Consider the following 12,335-nt stretch of genomic DNA (forward strand, 5'->3'; position numbering starts at 1 on the left):
AAGATGGATTCATTAGTTTATCATTTAATATAACAACAAATGAAAGCGCAAACGAAAAAGTATGGGGTGGTAAAATGACAAGGTTTAAAATTGAGGATGATTTTTACCTAGATGGGAAACCATTCAAAATTTTATCTGGTGCCATTCATTATTTTAGAATTCCTGAAGAAGACTGGTATCATTCATTGTACAATCTCAAGGCTTTAGGTTTTAACACTGTTGAAACATATGTCGCTTGGAATTTACATGAGCCAACTGAAGGAAACTTCAATTTTGAAGGCAATCTTGATATTGAAAAATTTCTTCAGACAGCTCAGGACTTAGGCTTGTATGCTATTGTTCGACCATCTCCCTTTATCTGTGCAGAGTGGGAATTCGGTGGTTTACCAGCTTGGCTTTTAAATAAAGACATGCGAATCCGTTCCTCTGATCCAGCCTTTATAGAAATGGTAGGACGCTACTATGATCATTTACTTCCACGTCTTGTTTCAAGATTGTTGGATAATGGTGGTAACATCCTTATGATGCAGGTTGAAAATGAGTACGGTTCCTATGGTGAAGACAAGACATACTTGCGTGAGATTCGCCGATTGATGGAAGAACGTTCAGTTACTTGTCCGCTCTTTACATCTGATGGACCATGGAGAGCTACTTTGAAAGCTGGAACCTTGATTGAAGATGATCTCTTTGTAACAGGGAACTTTGGCTCGAAAGCTAACTTCAACTTCTCGCAAATGCAAGAGTTCTTTGATGAGTATGGTAAGAAATGGCCACTCATGTGTATGGAATTCTGGGATGGATGGTTTAATCGTTGGAGAGAGCCAGTCATCACGCGTGATGCAGAAGAGTTGGCAGAAGCTGTTCACGAGGTTCTAGAGCAAGGCTCTATCAACCTTTACATGTTCCACGGTGGAACTAACTTTGGTTTTATGAATGGTTGTTCAGCTCGAGGAACCATCGATTTACCACAAGTAACATCTTATGATTATGACGCTCTTCTTGATGAAGCTGGAAATCCAACTGCTAAATACATGGCAGTTAAGGAAATGATGGCGACTTACTATCCTGAGTATCCACAATTAGAACCGCTTTACAAAGAGAGCATGGAAGTTGAAAACATTCCACTGGTCGAGAAAGTTTCTCTCTTTGAAACCTTGGATAGCCTAACAAGTCCAACTGAAAGTCTCTATCCTAAGAAAATGGAAGAGTTGGGACAAAGCTACGGCTATCTACTCTATCGTACAGAAGCTAGTTGGGATGCAGAAGAAGAACGTATCCGTATCATTGACGGTCGAGACAGAGCTCAGCTATTTGTAGATGGTAAATGGGTTGCAACTCAATACCAGACAGAAATTGGTGAGGACATCTTCTATCAAGGAGAAAAGAAAGCGCTCTCTCGTTTTGATGTCCTGGTAGAAAATATGGGGCGTGTCAATTACGGGCATAAGTTCCTAGCAGATACACAACGAAAAGGGATTCGTACAGGTGTCTGCAAAGATCTACACTTCATGTTGAACTGGGAACACTATCCGCTTCCACTAGATAATCCTGAAAAGATTGATTTCTCAAAAGGATGGACAGAAGGACAACCTGCCTTTTACGCCTATGACTTTGAAGTTGAGGCTCCGAAGGACACCTACTTAGAACTATCTGAGTTTGGTAAAGGGATTGCCTATGTCAATGGCCATCATCTCGGACGTTTCTGGAATGTTGGTCCAACCTTATCGCTTTATATTCCGCACAGCTATCTCAAAGAAGGTGCTAACCGCATCATTATCTTTGAAACTGAAGGGGAATATGAAGATCACATACACTTAACTCGTAAACCTACACTAAAACATATAAAGGGGGAAAATTTATGACAATTGTAGGATGCCGTATCGATGGACGTTTGATCCACGGACAAGTAGCAAACCTTTGGTCTGCTAAACTTAATGTTTCACGTATCATGGTCGTTGACAATGAAGTTGTTAACAACGATGTTGAAAAGAGCGGGTTGAAACTTGCAACACCACCAGGTGTAAAACTTAGTATTTTGCCAGTTGAAAAAGCTGCAGCCAATATCCTTGCTGGAAAATATGATAGCCAACGTTTGTTTATCGTTGCTCGTAAACCAGACCGCTTCCTTGGATTAGTGGAAGCAGGGGTACCGCTTGAAGCAGTCAATGTTGGTAATATGTCTCAAACACCAGAAACACGTTCTATTACACGTTCAATCAACGTTGTAGATAAAGACGTAGAAGATTTCCACAAATTGGCGGAAAAAGGTGTTAAACTTACTGCTCAAATGGTTCCAAATGATCCAGTTTCAGACTTTTTGAGCTTATTAAAATAGGAAAAAATTTTTAGGAGGTCATTGTTATGATACAATGGTGGCAAATTTTACTTCTCACTCTGTACTCAGCTTATCAAATCTGTGATGAGTTGACGATCGTTTCTTCTGCAGGTTCCCCTGTATTCGCTGGTTTCATTACTGGTTTGATCATGGGAGATTTGACAACTGGTTTGTTTATCGGTGGTAGCTTGCAGTTGTTTGTCCTTGGGGTAGGTACCTTCGGTGGTGCTTCTCGTATCGACGCAACTTCTGGTGCGGTTCTTGCGACAGCTTTCTCAGTTTCACAAGGTATCGAAACAGATCTTGCGATCACTACAATCGCTGTACCAGTAGCGGCACTTTTGACTTACTTCGACGTACTTGGTCGTATGACTACTACATTCTTCGCACACCGTATTGATGCTGCGATCGAACGCTTTGACTATAAAGCTATCGAACGTAACTACCTTCTTGGTGCGCTTCCATGGGCTGCTTCTCGTGCCCTTCCAGTATTCTTCGCGCTTGCTTTCGGTGGAGAATTCGTACAAGGTGTTGTAAACCTTGTTAAAGAATACCAATGGGTTGCAGACGGTTTGACTCTTGCAGGTCGTATGCTTCCAGGTCTTGGATTCGCTATCTTGCTTCGTTACCTTCCAGTTAAACGTAACCTTCACTACCTTGCTATGGGATTCGGTTTGACAGCTATGTTGACTGTACTTTACTCATACGTAACAGGTCTTGGTGGAGCAGTTGCTGGTCTCATTGGCACTCTTCCTGCTGACGTTGCTGAAAAAATTGGCTTTGCCAACAACTTCAAAGGTTTGTCTATGATCGGTGTCTCTATCGTAGGTATCTTCCTTGCAGTTGTTCACTTCAAGAACAGCCAGAAAGTTGCTGTAGCAGCACCTTCTACACCATCAGAAAGTGGGGAAATTGAAGATGACGAATTCTAATTACAAATTAACAAAAGAAGATTTTAATCAAATTAACAAACGTAGCTTGTTCACTTTCCAATTGGGATGGAACTACGAACGTATGCAAGCATCAGGTTACCTTTACATGATCTTGCCACAATTGCGTAAAATGTATGGAGATGGAACTCCTGAGTTGAAAGAAATGATGAAAGTTCATACTCAATTCTTCAACACTTCACCATTCTTCCACACAATCATCGCTGGTTTTGACCTTGCCATGGAAGAAAAAGATGGCGTTGGTTCAAAAGATGCGGTTAATGGTATCAAGACAGGTTTGATGGGACCATTCGCTCCTCTTGGAGATACTATCTTTGGTTCACTTGTTCCTGCTATCATGGGATCTATCGCTGCAACAATGGCTATCGCTGGTCAACCTTGGGGTATCTTCCTTTGGATCGCAGTTGCAGTAGCGTATGACATCTTCCGTTGGAAACAGTTGGAATTTGCCTACAAAGAAGGGGTTAACCTTATCAACAACATGCAAAGTACTTTGACAGCTTTGATTGAAGCTGCATCTGTACTTGGTGTGTTCATGATGGGTGCTCTTGTAGCAACAATGATCAACTTTGAAATTTCATACAAATTGCCAATCGGTGAAAAGATGATTGACTTCCAAGACATCTTGAACTCAATCTTCCCACGCTTGCTTCCAGCAATCTTCACAGCATTCATCTTCTGGTTGCTTGGTAAGAAAGGTATGAACTCAACTAAAGCAATCGGTATCATCATTGCTCTTGCAGTTGGACTTTCATTCATCGGTAAATTTGTACTTGGAATGGGCGCATAATTTATGACTAGATCATTGATTTTAGTGAGTCACGGTCGTTTCTGTGAAGAACTTAAAGGTAGTACAGAAATGATTATGGGTCCACAAGACAACATCCATGCGGTAGCTCTTCTTCCAGAAGATGGGCCAGAAGAATTTACTGCAAAATTTGAAGCTGCTGTTGAAGGGTTGGATGATTTCCTAGTCTTTGCGGATCTTCTTGGTGGAACTCCATGTAACGTGGTGAGCCGTTTGATTATGGAAGGTCGTGACATTGAACTTTATGCAGGAATGAACCTTCCAATGGTCATTGAGTTTATCAATGCAAGCCTAACAGGCGCTGATGCAGATTATAAAAATCGTGCTTCAGAGAGCATTGTCAAAGTTAATGATTTATTGGCAAGCTTCGACGACGATGAAGATGAATAATACTCTTCAAAAATCAAATTCAAACCACGTCAGCTTCGCCTTGCCGTACTTGAGTACAGCCTTCGGCTAGCTTCCTAGTTTGCTCTTTGATTTTCATTGAGTATAAGATGTGATTGCGTTAAAACGTTAAATCATCTTATAAAAAATATACATGGGAATGGGAGCGGCTCCCATTCCCATGTTTTCAATCATGAAACAATATTAGATTAGAGGTTTTCAATGCTAGATTATACAAAAGAAGATTTGCTTGAGTTGGGAGCAGAAATCACAACTCGCGAAATTTACCAACAACCAGACGTTTGGAAAGAAGCTTTTGAAGCTTATCAAGCACGACGTGATGAAATTGCAGCCTTCTTACAAGGAATTGCTGACAAACATGACTACATCAAAGTTATCCTGACTGGTGCTGGAACTTCTGCTTATGTAGGTGATACTCTGGTTCCTTACTTTAAAGAAGTTTATGATGAACGTAAATGGAATTTCAATGCTATCGCGACAACTGATATTGTAGCAAACCCACAAACTTATTTGAAAAAAGATGTGGCAACTGTTTTGGTATCATTCGCGCGTAGCGGGAACTCACCTGAGAGTGTGGCAACAGTTGACTTGGCCAAGGCTTTGGTTGATGAGCTTTATCAAGTGACCATCACATGTGCAGCTGAAGGGAAATTGGCTCTCCAAGCGCATGGTGATGACCGCAACCTCTTGCTCTTGCAACCAGCTGCTTCTAACGATGCTGGCTTTGCTATGACTTCAAGCTTCACTTCAATGATGTTGACCGCACTCTTGGTATTTGATCCAACAGACTTTGCTGTTAAAGCTGAACGTTTCGACGTGCTATCTAGTTTAGCTCGCAAAGTTCTTGACAATGTGGCAGATGTCAAAGAGTTGGTTGACCTAGACTTTAACCGAGTGATTTATCTAGGTGCGGGCCCATTCTTCGGACTTGCTCACGAAGCCCAGCTTAAAATTTTGGAATTGACTGCTGGTCAAGTCGCGACTATGTATGAAAGTCCAGTTGGCTTCCGTCACGGTCCAAAATCTCTTATCAACGAAGATACAGTCGTTTTGGTATTTGGTACTACAACAGATTACACTCGTAAGTATGACTTAGACTTGGTTCGCGAAGTTGCTGGCGACCAAATTGCTCGTCGAGTTGTTCTCTTGAGTGATCAAGCCTTTGGACTTGAAAATGTGAAGGAAGTAGCACTTGGATGCGGTGGGGTTCTGAATGATGTTTACCGTGTCTTCCCTTACATCGTTTATGGTCAGTTATTTGCTCTCTTGACTTCACTTAAAGTTGGTAACAGACCAGATACACCATCACCTACAGGTACAGTTAACCGTGTCGTTCAAGGTGTCATTATTCACGAGTTTGAAAAATAAGGAGTTATTTATGAGTAAATTAACATTAAGCCCAAATAAACATGCCTGCATGCAAAAACTCTCAGACGAGAATGGTATCATCTCAGCTCTTGCTTTTGACCAACGTGGTGCTTTGAAACGCCTCATGGCTCAATACCAAACAGAAGAGCCAACAGTAGCTCAAATGGAAGAACTTAAAGTCTTGGTAGCGGATGAATTGACAAAATACGCTTCATCTATGCTTCTTGACCCTGAGTACGGACTTCCAGCTACAAAAGCTCTTGATCCAAAAGCTGGTCTTCTCCTTGCTTATGAAAAAACTGGATACGACACAACAAGTACAAAACGTTTGCCAGACTGCTTGGATGTTTGGTCTGCAAAACGTATCAAAGAACAAGGTGCAGATGCTGTTAAGTTCTTGCTTTACTATGACGTAGATAGCTCTGACGAACTTAACCAACAAAAACAAGCTTACATCGAACGTATCGGTTCTGAGTGTGTGGCTGAAGATATTCCATTCTTCCTTGAAATCCTTGCCTATGATGAAAAAATTGCTGACGCAGGTTCTGCTGAATACGCTAAAGTAAAACCACACAAGGTTATCGGCGCTATGAAAGTCTTCTCAGATCCACGTTTCAACATCGATGTCTTGAAAGTAGAAGTTCCAGTTAACGTGAAATACGTTGAAGGTTTTGGTGATGGCGAAATCGTTCATACACGTGAAGAAGCAGCTGCTTTCTTCAAAGCGCAAGACGAAGCAACTAACCTTCCATACATCTACTTGAGTGCAGGTGTATCCGCTAAACTCTTCCAAAAAACTCTTGTCTTTGCCCATGAATCAGGCGCAAACTTCAATGGTGTTCTTTGTGGACGTGCTACATGGGCAGGATCAGTTGAAGCTTACATCAAAGATGGTGAAGCAGCAGCTCGCGAATGGCTTCGTACAACTGGATTTGAAAACATTGATGAACTCAATAAAGTACTTCAAACAACAGCTACTTCATGGACTGAACGTGTAGAAGCATAGATCAGAAATAGAAGAAACGACTTTTGTTAATAAAATATCTATGGTTTCTTGACAAAGGTGTTTGTAAATCATACAATAAAACCATAGAGAGCGAATGCGCTTTCTATGGTTTGTTTACTTAGTTGAAATAGAAAAAGGAGAGAAGGATGAAAGCATACACAGAACGTGTATTTGGGAAAGTTGATGGCAAAGATGTCCTCGCTTACCGTTTTGAAACGGAGGCAGGCTACCAACTGGAAATTATGACCTATGGAGCAACAATTCTACGCTATGTAACTCCAGATAAGGCTGGCAATTTTGCCAATGTTATCCTAGGTTTTGACGATTTCGAAAGCTATGTGGGAAATAGCCCTAAACATGGAGCAAGTGTAGGTCCAGTTGCGGGTCGTATCGCAGGTGCAACATTTGAACTCAATGGGAAGACCTATGAACTCGAAGTCAACAACGCAAGCAACTGTAATCACAGTGGCTCAACTGGTTGGGATTCTAGCTTGTTTGAGCTAGTCGAAGTGAATGATCATGGTTTGACTCTTTACACAGAAAGAACAGATGGGACTGGAGGTTTCCCTGGAAATCTTAAGATTTGGATTAGCTACAACTTGGAAGAAAGTGGTGCCTACGAAGTTAGTTACAAGGTAACGACAGACCAGGATACCTTGGTCAATCCAACCAACCACAGCTATTTCAACTTGTCTGGTGATTTCACTCAGACGATTGACCGTCATGTCTTCCAATTAAACACAGAAGGTATCTATCCAATCGCTCCTGACGGTGTTCCAGCTAAAACCCCAGATGCTAATCGTGATGTGGTCAAACATATCTATAATGGTGCCTTGTTGAAAGATATCTTTGCAGAAGAAGATGAGCAAATCCAACTCGTATCTGGTTTGGACCATCCATTTGCTCTTCCTGCAGGACATGACAATGCTGGATTCCTCTATGACCAAGGTTCAGGTCGCTTCTTGCTCTTCAAGACAGAGGCTCCTTGCTTTGTGGTCTACACAGCAAACTTTGTGGATGAGAGTGTCATTATCGCTGGTCAGCCAATGATTCAGCACAATGGGATTGCTCTAGAAGCGCAAGCTTTACCAGATGCTATTCATAGTGACCTTAAAGACCAAGTCATTCTCAAAGCAGGTGAAACTTTCACCAGCAAAACTCGTTACGAACTTGTTGTGAAATAATGATTGTTTTCTGAGTAAACCTAGACTTTAACCGTTAGTTATTTACTAGCTGTTAGAATCTAGGTTTTTTGATTCTTGAAAAATAAGGAAATAATCTCAAGTTTAGAAGATAATTCTATATATCAAATATTTTTACTGAATAAAGATGATTGACTTATATTGATAGTTGAATGCGTCAATAATATCTAATAGATATATTTATATGATAGCTCTTTTGCTAAAAATAAGGTATAATTAAAATGGAATAAATCTAGGCTTTTGACTAAAAAATACTAGATTTTTATAAAGATTTTTGGAAAAAAACTCTCTATAGAGACTCGTGTTCTTGGTCGAAGTTATAAGGGGAAGATTAGCAATGGTATCAGTATCTGGAAAATTCTGTATATTTTCACATAAAAATAAGCAACATCAGCGCTTTTTTCAACTGTTACCCGATGGTCAAATCAAGGATATTGGTGGAACCGGTCATGATAATGAGCGGTTTTGGCATATGCAGGAGAATAAAATTCAACTATTTTCTAGCTCGAAAGAATTGACGGCGATTTTTGACTGTTGCTATGAGGAAGTCGGCTATTCCTATTGGGAAGGTTTGCATCAGGGAACGATTCCTCTGGAAATTCGTGTCTATGATTCGCGTTCGGATCTGTTTGATTACCTTACGAAATTTACTAGTCGCTATTTGATTGACTACGGGGCCTTAACAGTGGGCAATCATACTTATGGTATTCCTCAATTAGTTGACTATGACCATGGAGGACAGGTCATTATTGGTGATTATTGTTCTATTGGACAAAATGTTCAATTTGTAACAGCAAATCATGATGTGGAATTGATTACTACTTATCCATTTAAGAGTTTGGAGTTGTTTTACACAGACAAGCCCCTGGATATGACGGATGACCACATATTGAAGAATCCTACTCGTGTTGGAAATGATGTTTGGATTGGAAACAATGTTCAGATTATGGCAGGGGTAACTATTGGAGATGGAGCGGTGATAGCAACAGGTGCTGTAGTGACTAAAGATGTGGAACCCTATGCTATTGTTGGAGGAAATCCTGCTAAGCTTATTCGTTATCGCATAGCAGATTCTACTGCCCGTAAGCAAATGCAAGAAATTGCCTGGTGGAACTGGTCAGAGGAATTGATTGCTGAGAGGCTGGACAAAATCATGAGTAAAGATATTTCAGCTTTCATCAAAGAATTTCTTCCACAAACTAGAGAAAGCTAGTAGTGAGTTGGCAATCTATTGGAGAGTTGTTTCCCCCTAATTTAAGAAAAGTACAAATAGAAATATAAAAAAATGACAGAAAAAATTAGTGTAATTGTACCCGTATATAACGTTGAAAAATACCTGAGACAATGTCTGGATAGCATTCTAAGACAAACCTATCAAAATCTAGAGATCCTGATCATCAATGATGGCTCAACTGATGGAAGTGATGCGATTTGTCGAGAATATCTTGAAAAAGATGCACGAATTTCCTATCATATTAAGGAAAATTCTGGTATTTCTGGCACAAGAAATGTTGGACTACAACTGGCATCTGGTGAATATGTGACCTTTGTAAATCCTGCAGATTGGTTAGAGAAAAATTACCTTGAAGAACTTTATGCTAGCTTAAAAGTTCATGATGCAGACATTTCTATAGCTAACTATTCTCTCTTTAAGGAATCAGAGAAGATTTTCTATTTTTATATAGGTGAGACTGATTATTATGAGCGTCTCTATTCGCCTTATCAGCTTTTAGATGAGCTTTATGAAACAAGATTTAACAAACATATTGCTTTAACATCTGCTTGGGGAAAACTCTATAAGCGTTCCATTTTGGAATCCTTACTTTTTTCAAATAATCGAGTTGAGAGAGATGGACTTTTTAATTTTAAAGCCTATCTTATGAGTCAAAGAGTAGTATATCTCAACAAAGCTCTCTATACTTGCCGTGAATATTCTGGAAGAGCTCTTGAGGAAAGGACGGAAGATAGGATATCGGATTTGATAGATAGTATGGAAGAACGACTAGTATTTTTAGCTAGCAAGGCTTATCCATTAGAGAAACATATAAAAGCCTATCGTACCACCTTAGAGTCTATCTTGGCAAACCTTGAGAATCAAGGCCTGAAGGATAAAGATGTTTATGCTCGTGTTCAGGAAAAATTACAGTTTTTAAAAACTAGACCACAAGCCTACAGTGAACAGAAACAAGCCATTGTACTTGCAGCTAATTATCCTTATGTTGATCAAGTGCTAGCAACCATTAAATCGGTTCTCTATCATCATAGAAATATTCGTTTCTATCTGATTAACGGTGATTTTCCACAGGAGTGGTTTACGGGAATCAATCGACATTTACAAGGTCTGGATAGTGAAATTATCAACTGCCGAGTCAGTATGGAGCAGATTCAACAGTACAAGACGGATATCTCCTATACAGTTTTCCTTCGCTATTTTATTTCTGATTTTGTTAAGGAGGACCGTGTCATATACATGGACTGTGATATGGTGGTAACAGGACCTCTAGATGAGCTCTATTCACTTGATTTAGAAGGTCATCCTATCGCGGCAGTTAGAGACTACGGAGGACGTGTTTTTTATAATCGTGAGATCTTTAATGCAGGATTTTTAGTCATTGATAATGCTTATTGGAAGGTACATCAAATGAGTCAATATCTGATTGAGATGACGAATAAATGGCATGATAAGGTAGATCAGGCAGACCAATCTATTCTCAATATGGTATTTGAAAATAATTGGTTGGAATTGCCTTTTGATTTTAATCATGTGGTACTTCATAGTCATTTTACAAACTACCAGATCCCAAATGGGCAGTCTTATCCTAAGGTTATCCATTATTTATCTCACAGAAAGCCTTGGTTTCCACTAGCCGCACAAACCTATCGTGATGTTTGGTGGTTTTATGCTCAATTAGATTGGTCAGAAGTATCAGAGAATATTGGTTTAGAGCCTCTTCGTGAGACGATGATTTATCCTAATGGCAGACCTTTTACCTGCCTCATTTACACAAGCATGGCAGAGATTCCACATTTGGAAGACTTCATTCGAGCACTTCCGCAAGTAAACTTTAAAATAGCAGCTCGTGTGCACGTAGCAGACAGTTTAGCAAGATTGATAAGGTATTCTAATGTAACAGTTTATTCTGGAATTAGTGAATTGCATGGACTAGATGATGAATTGGTTATGACAAGCAATGTTCTATTAGATATCAATCCAGGGGAAAAAACAATTGAAATTCTGGATCGTTTTAGTCAGGATCATAAACCAATCTTGGCATTCCAAGACTTAAAATCAACTGAGCATGGCCAACGACTTTTTGAAAGAGAGAACTGGCAAGAGCTAGCAAGGGCTATTGATAAGATTAGAAAAGGAGAGGATTAGAGATGGTGGACTTTCATAAAGCAGGTGAGTATCAATATATATCTATTTCTCCTACAGCTCAGGTTGAATTGGGACAAGATGTTACTTTACGCTCATTTGTATGTTTAGAAGTGGGGAGTGAAGCAACTTTCAAACTAGGAAATCGCGTCTTTTTCAATAATCATTGTAGTATACGTTGTGAACATCATATCGAGATTGGGAAAGATACCATGTTTGGAGATGGTGTGCGTATTTTTGATCATAATCACCAGTATTCTAATTATCATATTGAAAAAATTAGTTTTAATAAAGGGCCAGTTATCATTGGTAAAAACTGCTGGATTGGCTCTAATGTTGTCATTCTTAAAGGGGTAACAATTGGTGATAATGTTATCATCGGTGCAGGAGCAGTTATCCATAAGGATATTCCAAGTAATTCAATCGTAGTCAGTAAGGAAGAGTTGGTGATAAAGGAACGTCCCCAGTTGGATTACCATGTGTTTACGTTAACGGCTTCGGATACCCTAGAAAATCTAACATATCTTGTGGAACATTTGCCTGAGGTGGCCTTTCATATTGCAGCAAAAACAAATGTTTCGGATCGTTTAGAGGCCTTTAATGCTTATGACAACGTCACTCTTTATACAAATGTTCACCATGGTGACATTATCGAAGATTTATTGGAAAAAGCAGATATTTACTTAGATATCAATCACTGGGGACAGGTTGATGAGATTGTCGATCGTGCCATTGCTAAGGGAAAAACTGTGCTGGCCTTTGATAATGTAGCCCATCGAGCAGAACTCCGTGATAAAGTGTTTTCTCATGAAGAACCTCAAAAAATGGTAGATGAGATTCGACAAATTTTACAGGTAAATAGAGAAGAAAATGAACGTTAGA

General features: G+C 39.7%; 11 protein-coding genes. All 11 read left to right on the top strand.

From position 1 onward, the window contains the following. The first annotated feature begins 74 nt into the window (after positions 1–74). The 11 genes from AXE83_RS00830 to AXE83_RS00880 all read left to right on the top strand — a co-directional run bounded on the left by AXE83_RS00830 (position 75) and on the right by AXE83_RS00880 (position 12,334). The gene (locus tag AXE83_RS00830; protein WP_060955064.1) at positions 75–1,862 is read left to right on the top strand and encodes a glycoside hydrolase family 35 protein; all 1,788 of its coding nucleotides are present in this window, start codon (positions 75–77) and stop codon (positions 1,860–1,862) included. Then, entirely contained in the window at positions 1,859–2,335 is a 477-nt protein-coding gene (locus AXE83_RS00835) for a PTS system mannose/fructose/N-acetylgalactosamine-transporter subunit IIB (protein WP_000156977.1), read from the top strand. Before AXE83_RS00830 ends, AXE83_RS00835 begins: the two co-directional genes overlap by 4 nt. Positions 2,336–2,361: 26 nt before the next feature. Continuing rightward, positions 2,362–3,267, top strand: coding sequence for a PTS mannose/fructose/sorbose/N-acetylgalactosamine transporter subunit IIC (locus tag AXE83_RS00840; RefSeq protein WP_060955065.1), 906 nt, complete (start codon positions 2,362–2,364; stop codon positions 3,265–3,267). Next, positions 3,254–4,075, top strand: a complete 822-nt coding sequence (locus AXE83_RS00845) for a PTS system mannose/fructose/sorbose family transporter subunit IID (protein ID WP_049509363.1) — start codon at positions 3,254–3,256, stop codon at positions 4,073–4,075. Before AXE83_RS00840 ends, AXE83_RS00845 begins: the two co-directional genes overlap by 14 nt. 3 nt (positions 4,076–4,078) lie before the next feature. Then, the gene (locus AXE83_RS00850) at positions 4,079–4,483 is read left to right on the top strand and encodes a PTS sugar transporter subunit IIA (protein WP_083500960.1); all 405 of its coding nucleotides are present in this window, start codon (positions 4,079–4,081) and stop codon (positions 4,481–4,483) included. 219 nt (positions 4,484–4,702) lie between these two features. Continuing rightward, entirely contained in the window at positions 4,703–5,869 is a 1,167-nt protein-coding gene (locus AXE83_RS00855; protein WP_060955066.1) for an SIS domain-containing protein, read from the top strand. A gap of 10 nt (positions 5,870–5,879) precedes the next feature. Then, positions 5,880–6,875 (top strand): tagatose-bisphosphate aldolase, encoded by a 996-nt coding sequence (gene lacD, locus AXE83_RS00860; protein ID WP_060955067.1) that lies wholly within the window; start codon positions 5,880–5,882, stop codon positions 6,873–6,875. Positions 6,876–7,021: 146 nt separating this feature from the next. Next, positions 7,022–8,059 (top strand): aldose epimerase family protein, encoded by a 1,038-nt coding sequence (locus tag AXE83_RS00865; RefSeq protein ID WP_060955068.1) that lies wholly within the window; start codon positions 7,022–7,024, stop codon positions 8,057–8,059. A gap of 355 nt (positions 8,060–8,414) precedes the next feature. Beyond that, a complete protein-coding gene (locus AXE83_RS00870) occupies positions 8,415–9,290 on the top strand; it encodes a CatB-related O-acetyltransferase (RefSeq protein WP_060955069.1) in 876 nt (291 codons plus the stop codon). 72 nt (positions 9,291–9,362) lie between these two features. Further along, positions 9,363–11,456, top strand: a complete 2,094-nt coding sequence (locus AXE83_RS00875; RefSeq protein WP_060955070.1) for a glycosyltransferase — start codon at positions 9,363–9,365, stop codon at positions 11,454–11,456. 2 nt (positions 11,457–11,458) lie between these two features. Next, positions 11,459–12,334 carry a DapH/DapD/GlmU-related protein gene (locus AXE83_RS00880; protein WP_060955071.1) on the top strand — a complete coding sequence of 292 codons (876 nt, stop codon included), beginning with the start codon at positions 11,459–11,461 and terminating at the stop codon, positions 12,332–12,334. The last annotated feature ends 1 nt before the right edge of the window (position 12,335 follow it).

The sequence above is a fragment of the Streptococcus sp. oral taxon 431 genome (genome assembly GCF_001553685.1).
Taxonomy (GTDB): domain Bacteria; phylum Bacillota; class Bacilli; order Lactobacillales; family Streptococcaceae; genus Streptococcus.